Annotated in this window: 13 protein-coding genes; 6 read left to right on the plus strand and 7 right to left on the minus strand. The window is 71.3% G+C overall.

Annotation, left to right across the window (positions count from 1 at the left end; translation table 11 throughout):
* Positions 1-71: 71 nt before the first annotated feature.
* The 4 genes from ACFO6V_RS18870 to ACFO6V_RS18885 all read right to left on the minus strand — a co-directional run bounded on the left by ACFO6V_RS18870 (position 72) and on the right by ACFO6V_RS18885 (position 7,158).
* A complete protein-coding gene (locus tag ACFO6V_RS18870; protein WP_377137904.1) occupies positions 72-1,643 on the minus strand; it encodes a dihydrolipoyl dehydrogenase family protein in 1,572 nt (523 codons plus the stop codon).
* Between the two features lie 68 nt (positions 1,644-1,711).
* On the minus strand, positions 1,712-2,929 hold the full coding sequence (locus ACFO6V_RS18875) for a type II toxin-antitoxin system HipA family toxin (RefSeq protein ID WP_377137906.1): 1,218 nt from the start codon (positions 2,927-2,929) through the stop codon (positions 1,712-1,714).
* Positions 2,916-4,592, minus strand: a complete 1,677-nt coding sequence (locus ACFO6V_RS18880) for a DUF262 domain-containing protein (protein WP_377137908.1) — start codon at positions 4,590-4,592, stop codon at positions 2,916-2,918. The genes ACFO6V_RS18875 and ACFO6V_RS18880 overlap by 14 nt, the downstream gene beginning before the upstream one ends.
* A gap of 154 nt (positions 4,593-4,746) precedes the next feature.
* Entirely contained in the window at positions 4,747-7,158 is a 2,412-nt protein-coding gene (locus tag ACFO6V_RS18885; protein ID WP_377137910.1) for a Tex family protein, read from the minus strand.
* Positions 7,159-7,371: 213 nt separating this feature from the next.
* Between ACFO6V_RS18885 and ACFO6V_RS18890 the strand changes: the two genes are divergently transcribed.
* From ACFO6V_RS18890 to ACFO6V_RS18900, 3 genes are all read left to right on the plus strand, one after another.
* Positions 7,372-8,706, plus strand: a complete 1,335-nt coding sequence (locus tag ACFO6V_RS18890) for a serpin family protein (RefSeq protein WP_377137912.1) — start codon at positions 7,372-7,374, stop codon at positions 8,704-8,706.
* Between the two features lie 104 nt (positions 8,707-8,810).
* Positions 8,811-10,202: an OFA family MFS transporter gene (locus ACFO6V_RS18895; protein WP_377138185.1), complete on the plus strand. Its 1,392-nt coding sequence runs from the start codon at positions 8,811-8,813 to the stop codon at positions 10,200-10,202.
* 2 nt (positions 10,203-10,204) lie between these two features.
* Positions 10,205-10,363 (plus strand): MFS transporter small subunit, encoded by a 159-nt coding sequence (locus tag ACFO6V_RS18900; protein WP_377137914.1) that lies wholly within the window; start codon positions 10,205-10,207, stop codon positions 10,361-10,363.
* Positions 10,364-10,445: 82 nt separating this feature from the next.
* Here the strand turns inward: ACFO6V_RS18900 and ACFO6V_RS18905 are convergent, their stop codons facing one another.
* The gene (locus ACFO6V_RS18905) at positions 10,446-10,934 is read right to left on the minus strand and encodes a MarR family winged helix-turn-helix transcriptional regulator (protein WP_377137916.1); all 489 of its coding nucleotides are present in this window, start codon (positions 10,932-10,934) and stop codon (positions 10,446-10,448) included.
* 28 nt (positions 10,935-10,962) lie between these two features.
* Here ACFO6V_RS18905 and ACFO6V_RS18910 point away from each other — a divergent pair, with 28 nt between their 5' ends.
* A complete protein-coding gene (locus ACFO6V_RS18910) occupies positions 10,963-11,844 on the plus strand; it encodes an alpha/beta hydrolase fold domain-containing protein (protein ID WP_377137918.1) in 882 nt (293 codons plus the stop codon).
* On the opposite strand, the gene fdhD is transcribed toward ACFO6V_RS18910, so the two are convergent.
* A complete protein-coding gene (gene fdhD / locus ACFO6V_RS18915; protein WP_377137920.1) occupies positions 11,817-12,707 on the minus strand; it encodes a formate dehydrogenase accessory sulfurtransferase FdhD in 891 nt (296 codons plus the stop codon). The genes ACFO6V_RS18910 and fdhD overlap by 28 nt on opposite strands.
* 30 nt (positions 12,708-12,737) lie before the next feature.
* Between fdhD and ACFO6V_RS18920 the strand changes: the two genes are divergently transcribed.
* Entirely contained in the window at positions 12,738-15,110 is a 2,373-nt protein-coding gene (locus ACFO6V_RS18920) for an FdhF/YdeP family oxidoreductase (RefSeq protein WP_377137922.1), read from the plus strand.
* Between the two features lie 58 nt (positions 15,111-15,168).
* On the opposite strand, the gene ACFO6V_RS18925 is transcribed toward ACFO6V_RS18920, so the two are convergent.
* Positions 15,169-15,975, minus strand: a complete 807-nt coding sequence (locus ACFO6V_RS18925) for a MerR family transcriptional regulator (protein ID WP_377137924.1) — start codon at positions 15,973-15,975, stop codon at positions 15,169-15,171.
* Positions 15,976-16,065: 90 nt separating this feature from the next.
* On the opposite strand from ACFO6V_RS18925, the gene ACFO6V_RS18930 reads away from it, so the two are divergent.
* Positions 16,066-16,884, plus strand: a complete 819-nt coding sequence (locus tag ACFO6V_RS18930; RefSeq protein ID WP_377137926.1) for an SDR family oxidoreductase — start codon at positions 16,066-16,068, stop codon at positions 16,882-16,884.
* Positions 16,885-16,892 lie beyond the last annotated feature (8 nt).

Genomic DNA, 16,892 nt, shown 5'->3' on the forward strand with positions numbered 1-16,892 from the left:
CCCTTCCCCTTGAGGCTCGCCTCATTCGGAACTGGGGACAGGCGCTCTACTTCGGCAGTCGCCGCTCGGGCTTACAGGCCGTAGGACTCCAGGAAGCGGAGCCAGACCTCGCTGACCGTCGGGTAGGCCGGGACCGCGTGCCACAGGCGGTCGAGCGGCACCTCGCCGACGACGGCGATCGTCGCGGCGTGGAGCATCTCCCCGGCGTCTGGCCCCACAAAGGTGGCGCCCACCAGGACACGCCGCTGCGTGTCGACGAGCACCTGGGCGCGCCCCTTGTAGCCGGGCGACTCCACGCTCGCGCCGGCCACCCAGGCCAGGTCGTACGACACGGCCTCCACCGGGATCCCCGCCGCGCGCGCCTCGCGTTCGGTCGGTCCCACCCACGAGACCTGCGGCCGCGTGAACACGACCTGGACACGAGCGCTGTGGTCGGCGGTCGCGGCATACCGCGACCACGGCTTGCCCTCTTGCCCGACGGCGGGCTCCGGGTCACCGCTCGTCGGCGACCGGTCGCCCGCTTCCGTGCCGTACCGCGCGGCCACCACGTCACCGACGATCCGCCCCTGGTACTTGCCCTGATGTGTGGTCGGCGCACGGCCGGTCACGTCGCCACAGGCGTACAGCCAGCCACCCGGCACGCCGGTGACCTGCAACGACTCGTCGACGACGAGGGCGCCGCCACGGCCGAGCCCGGACTCGTCCAGGCCCACGCTCTCGATACCCAGGTCGGCGGTCCGCGGCACCCGGCCGGTGGCCACGAGGATCTCGGCGGCGGTGATGGTGCCGCCATCCGCGAGGGTCACGGTCACCGGGCCTGGGCCCCCGTCCTCGGCACCGATGCCGGGGCGCTCGACAGAGGCCACCTCGGCGCCAGTGCGGACGTCCACGCCGAGCGCGGCCAACGACTCCGCGACCATCTCGCCGGCGAACGGCTCGGCGGAGGACAGCAGCCCGCCGCGCGACAGCAGCGTCACCCGCGCGCCGAGGTCCGCGTACGCGTTCGCCATCTCGACGCCGACCACCCCGCCGCCGACGACCACCAGCGACTCGGGGACCGTGTCCGCCGCCGTCGCCTCGCGGCTCGACCAGGGCGCGGCCTCCGCCAGCCCAGGAGTGCCGGGCAGGACGGGGACGCTGCCGGTCGCGGCGATCACCGCATGCCGGGCGCGCAGCAGACGCTTCGCCGGGGCCTCCCCCGTCTCCGCCTCCCCGAGGCCGCTCTCCGCTCCACCCTGCGCCTCACTGCCCGTGCCCGCACGCAGCGTCACCTCGACGAGCCGTTCGCCGGCCAGCCGCCCGTGCCCGCGCACCAGGGTCAGCCCCGCGCTCTCGACCCAGGAGACCTGCCCGGAGTCGTCCCAGTTGCTGGTGATCTCGTCGCGCCGGGCGAAGACGGCAGCGGCATCGGGCGCACCCGGATCCCGCAGACCGGGAGTCTCCTTGGCCAGGGCGCGCACCGCGCCCGCGCGCAGCAGCACCTTGGACGGCATGCAGGCCCAGTACGAGCACTCACCGCCCACCAGCTCGGACTCGACCAGGGCAACGGACAGGCCGGTGCGCGAGGCCCGGTCGGCCGCGTTCTCACCGACCGGGCCTCCGCCGATCACTACGACGTCGAACGTCTCCTCAGGAATGCTCATGCCGTCATCGTGGCCTCCCGGCGGCCCGATTGCCAGACGGCTCGACCTGTCGGAGTCTTACGAGTCTGTCAGCGCAGTCTCGGCGCAGCGCCCGCTATCGACTTCTCGATCCATGAGCCGACAAAGCCGATCTCCTTCGACATCTCGGCGGGATCCCATGCCGAGGCCAGAGTCGCATAGGTCGCGCTGGCCAGCTCCGCCAAGCGGTGGTCGTCGGGCAGGCCAAGCTTGCGCGCCAACCTGTCGAAGGTCGCCAGGCTGACGTCCTCGAAGCGCCTCCCGTGCCCAAATTTGAGCCCGAGATCGTCCTGGTCGTTGTACGGGACGGTCGACACGAGGTCGTAGGCCGGCGAGATGCGCGGATTGCGACCGTCCGGATAGATCAGCGACCAGTTCTTGAGGTGAGCGTCGCCGTTGCCGATGATGAGATTGAAAGTCATCCGCCGCACGAACTCATGGAGCGAGTCAATGTCGGTCCCCCGAAAGCACAGGGCCGCCACGGTCTCGAAGGTGCCCGCGTACTTCTTGTCCGCGTGAAATCCGCGCACCTGCGCAAGATCCTCTATGTGGACGCGCGCGCCATCAGGCCCACGATCGAACCTCCGCACGGCGTACGCGAGCTCTTCGCCCTGCGGCCAGACGTGCTCCGGCAGACCAAACGTGTCATCGCGGTGAACCAGGTGAATGTCCGGTACGTCGATACCGACCTGCTTCGCCAGTGACATCATCGCGAACTCGTTCTGCGGGACGAATCGATGTTCCGGATCCGGGAGCTTCACGATCCACTGGCCTCCGTCCTGTCCCGAGGCAGGGATGGTGAACCGCTCACCCTGCCGGCGCATCGAGAACTTGAGCCCGACTCCCGCCAGTGAGAACTTCACCGACCCGGACGGCAGGTCGATCCCTTGTGGTGGTGTCTCTGGCCGCCCGTCGTGCCAGGGCAGGTCGAGGCCCTCGCCGTCGACAACCTCGACGGCCCCTGGGAGGTCGTGCCCGACCTGCGCCAGGATCTCCATGTCTCGCTGCGGAGAGACGCCGCGATCCGCTGCGATGTAGTCCCGGAGCCGCCCTTCGGGCAACAGGTTCGAGAACCAGGCGGGAACGCGGAGCGCCGACCCGACATGGGACCGCGGATGGTCCTCGAACCAGAGACCAAGGACGTGCCGGTCCGGATCTTCCCAGTACTCCGGTAGGAACGTGAAGACCACATGGTCACCGCGCTGCCGCAACACCCCGATGTCGCGTCCGGAAAGCCTGACCGCGTGGCGAACCTCAGTAGTCGTCATCGTCGTCGTCCAGGTCGAGACTCGTCAGCGGTGGGTTCATAGGAAGCCCGGTCCCCATCCGACTCGCGAGGAACCCGCTGACCGCCTGCTCCACGACAGAGTGTCGGAGCCGCAAGAAGTCGTCGTAGCGGCCTTCTCTCAAGGCACTCGACATCAGGTCGTCCACCAGGTGCGACGACGCCACCGCATCAACGTCGAGATCGTCCACCGCGGCGTCGGACAGTTCACGTGCGATTACCTCGCGGGCGCGGTCCAAGGAGACGTCGTCCTCGGTGAGGAAGAAGCGCTGGGCACCACCTGCAGCGAGCTTCTTGTCGTGAACCAGCCGTCGCGGGACCGCCTCCGCCAGCACCTCGATGGGGCTCTGTGCCTCGCCCAGGCTCGCGCCCAATGCCGAGGCGCCCAAGATCGTCCCGTCGGAGAATCGTCGAGGCTGATGCGCGTACAAAGCACACAAGACGACGCGGGCGGCGGCAGTACTGGTTCGGAACGGGTCCAAGATCGGGCTTGCGAACCGCGAGTCGTCGGGCAGCAGGGCCAGAAGCTGCTGCACAGATTTGGACTCGTCCGACGGGATCACCCGGCTGGCAAACCCGCGTGCCATTGCTGTCGCGCTCCCGCTGAAGATCGTCGGCGAGATCGCGGCCCGCCAGAACCATCTGACCAGAAGCTCCAGGTTTCGAGGGGCAGGGTCGGGGTGATGGGCGAAGAACCGCGCGAGGGTGATGAGCAGGTATCTGTACGGGAGAAACGAGACGTGCGGCACACCCGCGTGTTCCTGGAGGAAGGAGATCGCGCGGCCAAGTGCCTCATGACCTCGCCGGTACGCCTCCTCTCGCGTCTCGTCGGCGGGCACGTCCAAGGTGATGCGTCGTTCGGACGTGAACTCAGTCCTGAACTCACGTGAGGTGTCCGGATGGCGGCGAGCGAGAATCGCGTCCAGCACGGTTTCGTCGTCGATCCTGCCGAAGTCGGTCGCCATGAGATCGTCGGCGATGCTGGCGATCGAGTAACCGCTGTTGTCCACATCGCTGAACAGCGCATGGAACACCTCCGCGCGGCGCAGCCGCTTACCGGAGGTGTTGATGCGGTCGAAGATCTCTAGGAGTGCGCTTCCGTCGCCACCGGAAACGATCGACGCCGGCACGGTGAAGTCTCGAAGCTGCACCGCGACATCGTTGGCCGCGCCGATATGTTCGACAGCCCCGGGGCGGCCCTGGGTCCACTCAAGAAGCCGCCTGAGGTCCAACAGGACCGGCAGGGGGATACGCAGTTCGTCATCGGCTCTCCCGCCATGGACGAACCGGCCATCCTGAAGATCGAAGTCGATGCGAAATCTGTCGGACGACTCGTAGACCTCTGCCGACACGGCGTTCACGATCGCCGTGATGCGCTGCTGCCCGTCCACGATCATCAACGCATCCTGCACGGGCGGGGCATCGACCACCAGTTCACCGATCCGGAGGACCGACGCCTCGGCAGGCTGCTTCCAGAGCAGCACGCTCCCCACGGGATAGCCCTTGAGAATGCTGTCGAAGAGCGCCAGCACGTCGTTGCTGTCCCAGAGGTAGTTTCGTTGGAATGCAGGCACGCGGAGGCGGCCGGACGAGACCAGCTTGACCAGATCATCGATCCGGAAGACGTCAGTCTTCGTCTGCGTCACTACCTCACTCATGCCCCTCCCCCCGATCCACACTTGTAGTACCTCGACGAGCGTAGCCATGACTCGGTGGGTTCCGGGTACGGCTCGCTGGCCAGGCCACCGAACATGCGGTGGCCTGGCCGGCGTGCGCTCCGGCTGCCTCGGGCTCGACCTGTCAGGCCAGCCCGGCCTTCCGCAGCGCGTCCGCCATCGCGGTGTCGGCGGGCGCGGGACGTCCGCGCCCACCCTGACCGCCCTGGCCCGGGCCGCCCTGCCCCCGCCCGTTCCGGCCGCGACCCTCGCCGCCACCTGGTCGGCCGCGGCGCTGACCGCCGTTCTGGCCGCCGGAACCCTGCCCGCCTGAGCCGTCTCCGCCGGACCGGGAGCCACCCGAGGTGCGTCCGCCGGCCACGCCGATCTCGTCGTCCAGGCGCAGCGAGAGGGCGATCCGCTTGCGCTGCAGGTCGACGTCCATGACCTTGACCTTGACGATGTCGCCCGACTTCACGACCTCGCGCGGGTCGCTCACGAAGTTCTTCGACATCGCCGAGACGTGCACGAGGCCGTCCTGGTGCACGCCGACGTCCACGAACGCGCCGAACGCCGCGACGTTGGTGACCTGGCCCTCCAGGACCATGCCGGGCACCAGGTCACCGAGCTTCTCGACGCCGTCCGCGAAGGACGCCGTGACGAACGCGGGGCGCGGGTCACGGCCGGGCTTCTCCAGTTCGGCGAAGATGTCGGTGACCGTGGGCAGACCGAACGTCTCGTCGACGAAGTCGGTGGGCTTGAGCGTGCGCAGCGCGCTCCCGTTGCCGATGAGTGCCTTCACGTCAGCGCCCACCGCCGTCACGATGCGCCGCGCCAGCGGGTACGCCTCAGGGTGCACCGACGACGCGTCCAGCGGCTCCTCGCCGCCCGAGACCTTGAGGAAGCCCGCGCACTGCTCGAACGCCTTGGGACCCAGTCGCGGGACCTTCTTGAGCGCCGCACGCGACGCGTACGGACCGTTGGCGTCCCGGTGGGCGACGATGTTCTCCGCGAGCGTCGAGGTGATGCCGGAGACGCGCGACAGCAGCGGCACCGACGCGGTGTTGAGGTCGACGCCCACGCCGTTCACGCAGTCCTCGACCACCGCGTCCAGCGACCGCGAGAGCTTGGTCTCGGTGATGTCGTGCTGGTACTGGCCGACGCCGATCGACTTGGGGTCGATCTTCACGAGCTCGGCGAGCGGGTCCTGGAGGCGGCGCGCGATCGACACGGCGCCCCGGATGGACACGTCGAGGTCGGGCAGCTCCGCGCTCGCGTAGGCGGACGCCGAGTACACGGACGCTCCCGCCTCCGAGACCACGGCCTTGGTCAGGCCGAGCTCCGGTGCCTTCTTCATGAGGTCGGCCGCCAGGCGCTCGGTCTCGCGCGAGGCCGTCCCGTTGCCGATCGCCACGAGGTCGACGTCGTGCTTCTTGGCCAGGGTGGCGAGCTTCGCGAGCGACTCGTCCCAGCGGTTCGCCGGCGCATGCGGGTAGATCGTCGCGTACTCGACGACCTTGCCCGTCGCGTCGACGACGGCGACCTTGACGCCCGTGCGCAGGCCCGGGTCGAGGCCCATCGTGGCCCGCGTGCCCGCGGGCGCGGCGAGCATCAGATCACGGAGGTTGGCCGCGAAGACGCGGACCGCCTCGTCCTCCGCCTCGGAACGCAGCCGCAGCCGCACGTCGATGCCGAGGTGCACGAGAATCTTGGTGCGCCAGGCCCAGCGCACGGTGTCGGCGAGCCAGCGGTCGCCCGGGCGGCCCTGGTTCGCGATGTCGAACTGGTGCGCGATGGTCGCCTCGTAGGACGTCGGCACGCCTGCCTCGATGCCCTCCTCCGGCTCGATCGTCAGGTCCAGCACGTCCTCCTTCTCGCCCCGGAAGAGGGCGAGCACCCGGTGCGACGGCAGGCTGGACAGCGACTCGGCGAAGTCGAAGTAGTCCGAGAACTTCGCGCCCTTCTCCTGCGCGCCGTCGCGGACGGTGGACAGCATGCGGCCGCGCTTCCAGAGCCGCTCCCGCAGCGTGCCGATCAGGTCGGCGTCCTCGCCCATGCGCTCCACGAGGATCGAGCGAGCACCGTCGAGCGCCGCCGCAGTGTCCGCGACGCCCTTGTCGGCGTCGACGTAGGGGCCGGCCGCCGTCGTCGGGTCGAGCGACGGGTCGCCGAGCAGCGCGAGGGCGAGCGGCTCCAGGCCGGCCTCCCGCGCGATCTGGGCCTTGGTGCGCCGCTTCGGCTTGAAGGGGAGGTAGATGTCCTCCAGACGCGACTTGGTCTCCGCCGACAGGATCTGGGCGCGCAGCTCGTCCGTGAGCTTGCCCTGCTCCTCCACCGACGACAGGATCGCGGCGCGCCGCTCCTCCAGCTCGCGCAGGTACCGCAGCCGCTCCTCGAGCGTGCGCAGCTGCGCGTCGTCGAGCGTGCCGGTGACCTCCTTGCGGTAGCGGGCGATGAACGGCACCGTCGCGCCGCCGTCGAGCAGGTCGACCGCCGCGGCCACCTGCCCCTCCCGAACACCCAGCTCCTCGGCGATGCGCCGATTGATGCTTGCCACTTGATCCCTTACCTCACGTCTAGAAGGTCGGGACAGATTGTGCCTGGAGCCACTGACACTTGTCGCATCCTCCGGGGCGTGTCAGAGAGCCGGACCATGATGGCGACCTGAGAGCCCCTCCCACGAACCGCTGCAAGCCCGACGCGGGTCGGAACACAAGAGGTCAGCACCTCGCCGCAGACGCTCCCGCGCCCGGCATCCCCAGGAGGAACAGTGCAGCGTCCCAGCCCAGCCCACCGCCGGAACACCCAACGCCGCAGGACCCGCCGCCGCACGACGGTGCCCGTCGCAGTCGCCGCGACGGCGGCGATCGCCCTGACCGCCTGCGGCCCTGCCGCCGACGGCCCCGCCGCCGGCGAAGGCGTGGAGCGCTCCGACGCGGAACGTACGGTCGTCGCCGTCGCCGACGCGCCCGCGAGCGCCGACGCCGTCCGCGCCACCGAGGAGCTGGGGCTGCTCGCGCTGCGTGCAGCCGAAGACCCGGAGGAGAACGCTCTCGTCTCCCCCGCTTCGCTCTCCTTCGCCCTGGCGCTGCTCGCCGAGGGTGCCGGCGGCGACACGGCAGCGGCTCTGGACGAGGCGCTCGGCGCCTCGGGTGCGGACCGCACGGCTGCCTACAACGCCCTCCAGGGCGCGCTCGCGGAGCACGACGGCGACCCTGCTGTCGCGCAGGACGACGAGCTGCCCGAGGACCCGGTGCTGCACCTGGCGAACCAGGCGGTGCTGGACGACGAGCTCGAGGTCGACCCGGACTACCTCGACCGGATCGCCACGGCGTTCGACGCCGGGGTCCAGCGCACCGACCTCGGAAGCGACTCGGGCAAGCGGGTCCTGGACGCCTGGGTGAACCAGCACACCGGCGGCCTGATCGAGAAGTCGGCGATCGAACCCGACCTCGACCTGCGCATGGTCCTGCAGAACGCCGTGCTGCTCGCCGCTCGCTGGGAGACCCCGTTCGCGGAGCACTCGATCGCCGACAAGGACTTCACCGGCCCGTCCGGGACCGAGCCCACCGAGATGCTGCAGGCCGCGGAGCGCTTTGCCTATGCGGAGAGCGCCGGGTGGGCCGCCGTCCGGCTGCCCTATGTGGACGCCTTCCACGCCGACATCCTGCTGCCTCCGGTCGGTACCGACCCCGCCGACGTCACGCCCGAGGCCCTGACCGCCCTCACCACCGCGCTCGATGCCGAGAAACCGCGGCTCGTCGACCTGGCGATGCCGTCCCTGGAGCTCGAACCGCCCATGCTCGACCTGGCACCGGCGCTGGAGGAGGCAGGCCTCGGCGGGCTGTACGGCACCCCCGACCTTTCGGGCATCACGCCCAACGGGGGCCTCCAGGTCAGCCAGGCGATGCAGCAGGCCTATCTGAGCATGGACCAGGCGGGCACGGTCGCGGCCGCCGTCACCGAGATCGCCCTGAAGGAGAGCGCCGTGCCCGCCGACCCCGAGGTCACGATGCATGTGGACCGCCCCTACCTGCTCCGGATCGCCCACACCGAGACCGGCCTGCCCCTCTTCCTCGCGGCGGTGCGCAGCCCGCAGCACTGACCATTGACCGGGGCATCCGGCCGCCAGTAGCGTGCGCAGCGAACGGGTGAAAGCGCACTCCCTGCGGCCGGATCCCCCGAGCACGAGGAGGTGCTTCCGTGGCGTTGTCCTTCCTCGACCGCGAGCACACGGTGGCCAAGCCCGGTTACAGCAGATGGCTCATCCCGCCGGCGGCGCTCGCCATCCACCTGTGTATCGGCCAGGCGTACGCGACCAGCGTCTACAAGAGCGCGCTGGTCGCGCACTTCGAGTCGAGCCTGACCGCGATCGGCGTCATCTTCTCCATCGCGATAGTCATGCTCGGGCTCTCGGCAGCGGTGCTGGGCACCTGGGTGGAGCGCGCCGGCCCCCGGGCCGCGATGTTCGCGTCGGCCTGCTTCTGGGCCTCCGGGTTCCTCGTCGGCGCGCTGGGCATCGCGACGTCGCAGCTGTGGCTCGTGTACCTCGGGTACGGCTTCATCGGCGGGATCGGGCTCGGCATCGGCTACATCTCGCCGGTGTCCACGCTGATCAAGTGGTTCCCGGACCGGCCGGGCCTGGCCACCGGCATGGCGATCATGGGCTTCGGCGGCGGCGCGCTCGTCGCCTCGCCGCTCTCGCGCCAGCTCATGGCGTTCTACGACAGCGGCTACGACCCGTCCGATCCCACCTCCGTGGCCTCCGGCAGCGCCGTCACCTCGCTCTTCGTGACGCTGGGCATCGTCTACTTCCTCGTGATGATGCTCGGCGTCTTCACGGTGAAGGTACCGCCGCCCGGCTGGGCGCCCGCAGGGTTCGACGCCGCTGCGGTGACCGCCAAGCCGATGGTGTCGGCCGCGAACGTCTCGGCGGCGAACGCGATCAGGACCCCGCAGTTCTGGTTCCTGTGGACGGTCCTGTTCTGCAACGTGACGGCGGGCATCGGCATCCTCGAGCAGGCCTCGCCGATGATCCAGGACTTCTTCCGTGACGGCGGTACCTCGTCCGTCGCGCCGACGACGGCGGCAGGCTTCGTCGCGTTCCTGTCCCTGTTCAACATGGCGGGCCGCTTCGTGTGGTCGTCGACGTCGGACTACATCGGCCGCAAGCCGACCTACGTCATGTACCTGGGCGTCGGGATGGTCCTGTACCTGCTCCTGGCGACCGTCGGCCACCTCTCCACGGTGATCTTCGTGCTCGTCGCCGCGGTGATCCTCTCGTTCTACGGCGGCGGCTTCGCCACGGTCCCGGCGTACCTGCGTGACCTGTTCGGCACGTTCCAGGTGGGCGCCATCCACGGCCGCCTGCTCACCGCGTGGTCCGCGGCCGGTATCGCCGGTCCGCTGATCATCAACGGGTTCCTCGACGCCCAGGGCACCCCCGGCGAGCTGGTCGCCGCCGACTACCGGCCGGCGCTGTTCACCATGATCGCCGTGCTCGCGGTCGGCTTCGTCGCCAACATCCTGATCCGCCCTGTGGCGGAACGATTCCACGAGGCGCCGAGCCGCGCCGACGCGCTCACCGAGGGAAAGGTGTGACCATGCCGGATCAGACCGCGACGCAGCCCGGAGAGCCGGCCCCGGAGCCGACGTCGAACCAGGTCCCGCGACTGGTCGTCACCTGGCTGGTGGTGACCGTCCCGCTGGCGTACGGCCTGTTCCAGACCGTCCGCAGCGTCATCCCGCTCTTCACGAGCTGACCGTCCGGCCTACGGCCCTGACTCGCCGTACCGGGTACGTCGAGTCAGGGCCGTAGGCCCGTCCACCCACCCCGCGGCCACCTCACCTCGCGCGGCCGTCCTCCAGCGCACCGCGTACCGCCGCGAGGACCCGCGCGAGGTGGGCGAGGTCGCCGTCGGGCACCCCCGTGCCCTGCAGCACCGCTGCCGCCTCCTGGTCGAGCGTCGGCAGCGCCTCGTCCAGGACCTGCTGCCCGGCGGGCGTGAGCGCTAGGAACGACGAGCGGCCGTCCTCCGGGTTGGCGGCCCGGCGCACCAGGCCGTCGCGCACCTGCCGCTCGACCCCCTTGCTCGCCGCGCCCACCGTGATGCCGAGACGCCGGACCACGTCCGAGACCCGGCAGTCGGGAACCTCGGCTATCACGCGAAGCAGGTCGATCCGGCCCAGACCGTGGCCGTGCTTGTCGCGCAGCCGGGCGTCGAGCAGGGTGTAGAGCCGCACCTCCACACGGACGAGGTCGTCGAGCAGGCGCGCGCTCGCGAATCCGACGTCCGGCGGAATAGATTCCCGGGAATCTTGTTTGGCTTCCATGGAATCTATCTTCGGGCATGGAGGAACAATGGACCAGAAGTCGCTCGCCGAGCTCCGCACCTTCTACGCGTCGTTCGGCCAGATGCCGGTGCCGGAGGGCACCCGGGTCACGGAGACCACGCTCGGGGGCGTCCCGGCGCTGGACGTCGCCGTACCGTCCGTCGCCAACGACGCCGGCGTGCTGCTCTACCTGCACGGTGGCGGCTACGTGATCGGCGCAGCGAGCACCGGCGTCCCGCTCACCGCCGCGCTCGCCGCTCGCGCCGGGCTGCGCGCGCTGTCCCTCGACTACCGGATCGCTCCCGAGCACCTGTTCCCCGCGGCGGTCGACGACGCGCTGGCCGCGTACCGGGCCCTGCTCGACGACAACGACCCGGCACGCGTGGTTCTCGCGGGCGACTCCGCGGGCGGCGGCCTCGCCCTGGCGACGCTGCTGGCCGCGCGGGACGCCGGGCTGCCGCTGCCCGCCGGGGTCGTCGCCTTCTCCGGCTGGTTCGACCTGTCGCTGTCCGGCGCCAGCCTCACCGGCAAGGAGAGCGTCGACCCGGTGTTCGACGCCGCCGACATCCAGGAGTACGCGAACGAGTACCTGCCGGAGGGCGCCGACCCCAGCAATCCGCTCGCGAGCCCGCTGCTGGGCGACTTGCGCGGCCTGCCGCCGCTCCTGCTCCAGGTCGGCTCGTACGAGGTGCTGCTCGACGACTCCACGGGCCTCGCCGCCCGCGCCGCCGCCGCGGACGTGGAGGTCAGCCTCGAGGTCTACCCGGGCAGCCCGCACGTGTTCCAGCACCACCACGCCACCGAGCCGGCGGCGGCGCGGGCCATGGACAGCGCGGCGGCGTTCCTCGTACGCGTGCTCGGGCAGGACCGCCGTCCGGCCGATCAGACCACCCGGTCCGCCCACGTGTAGACGTTCATCGAGCCGCCGCGCACGAAGCCGAGCAGGGTCAGGCCGCACTCGTCGGCGAGGTCCACGGCCAGCGTGGACGGCGCGGAGATGGCGGACAGCACCGGGATGCCGGCCCGCGCGGCCTTCTGCACCAGCTCGAACGACGCCCGCCCGCTGACCTGGAGAATCGTCCCGGCGGCGGGCAGGGCGCCGTCGCGCAGCGCCGCCCCGACCACCTTGTCGACGGCGTTGTGCCGGCCGACGTCCTCGCGGACGTACAGCGGTTCGCCGTCGGTGGTGAACAGGCCCGCCGCGTGCAGGCCGCCGGTCCGGTCGAAGGCGCGCTGGCGCTCGCGCAGCCGGTCGGGCAGCTCGGAGATCACGTCCGAGCCGACGGTCACCGGGTCGCTCGCGACCGGCCACCGCAGCCCGGCCCGCACCTCCACCACGGTGTCCGACCCGCAGACGCCGCACGCGCTGGTCGTCGCGAAGGCCCGCTGCCGCGGGGGCACTACGCCGCGCGCGAGCGCCACCTCGACGGTGTTGTCCTCGTCGGGGCACAGCCGCATCGCCACTATGTCGTCGGGCGCGGCCACCGCACCCTCCGAGACCAGCCAGCCGGCCACGAGGTCGAAGTCGTCGCCGGGAGTACGCATCGTCACGGTCAGCGTGGTGCCGCCGGACTGCGCCCCGGGCACGACGCCGTCCGCCAGGACCCCACCCACGGGTACCACCCTGCCGAGCGACAGCGGCACTGCGGCCGGCATGCCAGGTCCGACCAGCCGGACCATCAGCGGCTCCTCGACGGCGAGTGTGTCCGGGCGTGCCGCGCGAGCGCCCTCGCGGACGCGGACGACGCGCCGTCGGTCGGTGACGACTCCCATGCCGCCAGTCTCGCACCCGCACCGACCGATATGTTCATCCACTCCACACGGGGTGAAGTCCGGCGTAGGGTCGGCAACGTGACAGACGTGAGCGACGAGGCCCGCACCGAAGCCCCCGAGAAGAGCCTGCGCGTCGGGCCGCCCAAGAACACTGCAGCAGGGGTGCCTGGGGTGGTCCATGGCCTGGCCCACGTCTTCGGGGAGGCGGGGGTCGCGAGCGGCCTGCGCACGCTCCCCCTGCTCAACCAGCACGGCGGCTTCGACTGCCCCGGCTGCGCGTGGCCCGAGCCCGGCAAGCCGCACCTCGCCGAGTTCTGCGAGAACGGCGCCAAGGCGGTCGCCGAGGAGTCCACCCGCAAGCGCGCGGACGCGGCGTTCTTCGCCGAGCACCCGATCTCCGAGCTGGCGACCTGGACCGACCACCGGCTGGGCAAGTCCGGCCGCCTCACCCAGCCGATGCTGCGCGACGACGGCGCCGACCACTACCGGCCGGTGCCCTGGGCCGAGGCTCTCGACCTGGTCGCGTCCGAGCTCCGCGGCCTGGACTCGCCGGACCAGGCCGCGTTCTACACGTCGGGCCGCACCAGCAACGAGGCGGCGTTCGTGTACCAGCTGCTGGCGCGCAAGCTCGGCACGAACAACCTGCCGGACTGCTCGAACATGTGCCACGAGTCCTCCGGCACCGCCCTGGTCGAGACGCTGGGCATCGGCAAGGGCAGCGTGTCCCTGGAGGACATCACCGACCACGCCGACCTGATCGTCGTCGTCGGGCAGAACCCCGGGACCAACCACCCGCGCATGCTCAGCGCGCTCGAGGAGGCCAAGGACCGCGGGGCGCGGATCGTGGCCATCAACCCGCTGCCCGAGGCCGGGCTGCAGACCTTCAAGAACCCGCAGCGGGTGCGCGGTGTCGTCGGGCCGGGCACGAAGCTCGCCGACCGGTTCCTCCAGGTCCGCCTCGCCGGCGACCTGGCCCTGTTCCAGGCGGTCAACCGCCTGCTCCTGGAGGCCGACGACGATTCGCGCACAGCCGGGCACAAGGGCGTGCTGGACCACGAGTTCATCGCCGAGCACACCTCGGGCTTCGCCGACGCCGCGGCCGCGTGGCGCAGTCTCGACTGGGCCGACGTCGATGCGGCCACCGGCCTGGAGCGGTCGGAGATCGAGGACTTCGTGGGCGACGTCCTCGCTGCGGACAAGATCATCGTCTGCTGGGCGATGGGCCTCACCCAGCACAAGCAGGCGGTCGCGACGATCCGCGAGGTCGTGAGCTTCCTTCTGCTGCGCGGGAACGTCGGCCGGCCGGGTGCGGGCGCCTGCCCGGTGCGCGGGCACAGCAACGTGCAGGGCGACCGCACCATGGGTATCTGGGAACGGCCGACCGAGGCGTTCCTCGACGCGCTGGCCACGGAGTTCGACTTCGAGCCACCGCGCGCCCACGGGTACGACGTCGTCGACACGGTCCGGGCCCTGCGCGACGGGCAGCTCAAGGTCTTCATGGCGATGGGCGGCAACTTCGCCGCCGCCACCCCGGACAGCGCCGTCACGGAGGCCGCGCTGCGCGACGTACCGCTCACGGTGCACGTCTCGACCAAGCTGAACCGTTCGCACGTCCTGCCCGGCAAGCGGTCCCTGATCCTGCCCTGCCTGGGCCGCACCGAGCGGGACCGCACGGACGGACGCGAGCAGGTGGTGACCGTCGAGGACTCGATGAGCGTCGTGCACACGTCGAGGGGCACGCTAGCTCCGGCGTCCGAGCACCTGCGCAGCGAGACCGACATCCTCTGCGACCTCGCCCGCCGCGCCCTCGGCCCCGACGACGAGACACCCTGGGAGGAGTTCGGCAGCGACTACTCGCGCGTCCGCGACTCGATCTCCCGAGTGGTGCCGGGCTTCGACGACTTCGAGCGGCGGGTCGCCGAGCCCGGCGGCTTCGTGCTGCCGCACCCGCCGCGCGACGCCCGCCTGTTCCCGACGACGACCGGCAAGGCGAACTTCACGGTCAACGAGCTCGAGGTCGTCCAGGTCCCCGAGGGTCGCCTGCTGCTCCAGACCGTCCGCTCCCACGACCAGTTCAACACCACCGTCTACGGCCTCGACGACCGGTACCGCGGCATCAAGGGCGGACGGCGCGTCGTGTTCGTGCGTCCCGAGGACCTCACGGCCCTCGGGTTCGCCGACGGCGACACGGTGGACCTGGTCAGCGAGTGGCCCGCCCGGGACGGCAGCACGGAGGAACGCCGCGCCCAGGGGTTCCGGGTCGTCGCGTTCCCGACGGCGCGCGGCTGCGCAGCGGCCTACTTCCCGGAGACCAACGTGCTGGTCCCCCTGGACCACACGGCGGACCGCAGCAACACCCCGGCGTCGAAGTCGGTGGTCATCCGCCTCGAACCGGCCCGTTGAGTGCTGGATATCTGCCCTTCTTCGCGAGCCAGGAGGGCAAATATCCAGCACTCAACGGTCAGGGGGCGAGGCGGAAGACCGGCCAGGCCAGCTCCGTGCGCCACGCGGACGCGTCAGGCGTGTCGGCCGGGGTGACGAGGTAGGTCTCGCGCACCGGACCGTCCACCGCCAGGGCATGGTCGACCACCCACGCGCCGAGCCGCCCGTACGTGACGTCGATGTCGTCGTGGGCGCCGTGGTGGACGACGGTCGCGAGCTCCACGGCGGGCAGCTCGACCGGCCGCACCCGCCCGCGCTCCGGTGGGTCCGCCACGGGCCGGTACACGAGCACCGACCCACGCCCGTCGCTGAACAGCTCGTTCGCGTAGTGCCCGCCCGGCGGGCCCAGCCGCTCGTGGCCGACGACGGCGGCGTCCAGCTCGGCCATGGCCGCCGAGTACCAGGCCAGGACGTCGTCCTGCGCGACGACGTCGGTGACCGCCGCGACCACCCGAGCCGGCTCGGAGCGCAGCGCGACCTCCGGCGGCACGCTCGGGCTGAGCAGCTGTCGCAGCGAGGCGACGGCGGTCCGGGTCCGGTCGAGCTCCGCCTCCAGCCGCCGGAGATGGCCCGCGACGAGCTCCGCCCGGGCCCCGGAGTCCTCCGCGGCGAGGATCTGCCGCACCTCGGCCAGCGGCACGTCCAGCTCCCGCAGGCGGTGGATCACCTGGGCCGGCGGGATCTGCGCGCTCGTGTAGTAGCGGTAGCCGCTGACGGGATCGACCCGGTCCGGCTCCAGCAGCCCGGAGTCGTGGTAGCGGCGCAGGGTCCGCACGCTCAGGTGGGTGAGCTGCGCGAACTCACCGATCGTCAGGCCTCGGGTCACGGCACCACTGTGCACCCTCCCGCGGGGGAAGGCTCAAGGGACGGGCGCACGGGTTGACCCTCTCCCCGCGGGAGGCCTGAGCGTGGGGACATGCACACCTCCGAAGATGCCGATCCGCCCGCCGTGACCATCAGCGACCGCCTCGACGGACGCCGCGCCCTCGTGACCGGGGCCAGCAAGGGCACCGGCGCCGCCGTCGTGGCGCGCCTGCGCGAGGCGGGCGCGACGGTGCTGGGCACTGCCCGGACCGCGCCCGCGTCGCACCCCGGCCCGCGCGGCTTCGTCGCCGCGGACCTGACCTCGCCCGACGGCGCCGCCCGGGTGGCCGAGCACGTCGCCGAACATCTCGGCGGCGTCGACATCCTGGTGCACGCGCTCGGCGGGTCGCGGGCGCCTTCGGGCGGCTTCGCGGCCCTCACCGACGAGCACTGGGCCCACGAGCTGAACCTGAACCTGCTCGGGGCGGTCCGGCTCGACCACGCACTGGTTCCCGGCATGGTCGCGGCGGGCCGTGGCGCCGTCGTGCACGTCTCGTCCATCCAGCGCAGGCAGCCGCTGCACGACGCCACGCTCGGCTACGCCGCTGCCAAGGCCGCGCTGACGACGTACAGCAAGGGGCTGGCCAACGAGGTCGCACCGCACGGGGTCCGGGTCAACGTGGTCTCCCCCGGCTTCATCCGGTCGTCCGGCGCCGACGGCCTCGTCGACCGGCTGTCCGACGGCCAGGGCATCACGCGGGAGGAGGCCCTGGGCCAGGTCATGGACTCGCTCGGCGGTATCCCGCTCGGGCGGCCGAGCGAACCGGCCGAGGTGGCCGAGCTGGTCGCCTTCCTCGTCGGCGACCGCGCGGCGGCGATCACCGGCGCCGAGCACACGATCGACGGCGGGACGGTCCCGACGGTCGGCTGACGCCGCCG

Origin of the sequence: Promicromonospora alba (genome assembly GCF_042654905.1) — a bacterium.
GTDB classification, from domain to species: domain Bacteria; phylum Actinomycetota; class Actinomycetes; order Actinomycetales; family Cellulomonadaceae; genus Promicromonospora; species Promicromonospora alba.

Bases quoted from the DNA above. Each gene is read 5' to 3' on its own strand.
- ACFO6V_RS18870 (WP_377137904.1), bottom strand. From the start codon at position 1,643: ATGAGCATTCCTGAGGAGACGTTCGACGTCGTAGTGATCGGCGGAGGC.
- ACFO6V_RS18875 (WP_377137906.1), bottom strand. From the start codon at position 2,929: ATGACGACTACTGAGGTTCGCCACGCGGTCAGGCTTTCCGGACGCGAC.
- ACFO6V_RS18900 (WP_377137914.1), top strand. From the start codon at position 10,205: ATGCCGGATCAGACCGCGACGCAGCCCGGAGAGCCGGCCCCGGAGCCG.
- ACFO6V_RS18905 (WP_377137916.1), bottom strand. From the start codon at position 10,934: ATGGAAGCCAAACAAGATTCCCGGGAATCTATTCCGCCGGACGTCGGA.
- ACFO6V_RS18910 (WP_377137918.1), top strand. From the start codon at position 10,963: ATGGACCAGAAGTCGCTCGCCGAGCTCCGCACCTTCTACGCGTCGTTC.
- fdhD (WP_377137920.1), bottom strand. From the start codon at position 12,707: ATGGGAGTCGTCACCGACCGACGGCGCGTCGTCCGCGTCCGCGAGGGC.
- ACFO6V_RS18920 (WP_377137922.1), top strand. From the start codon at position 12,738: ATGTTCATCCACTCCACACGGGGTGAAGTCCGGCGTAGGGTCGGCAAC.
- ACFO6V_RS18930 (WP_377137926.1), top strand. From the start codon at position 16,066: ATGCACACCTCCGAAGATGCCGATCCGCCCGCCGTGACCATCAGCGAC.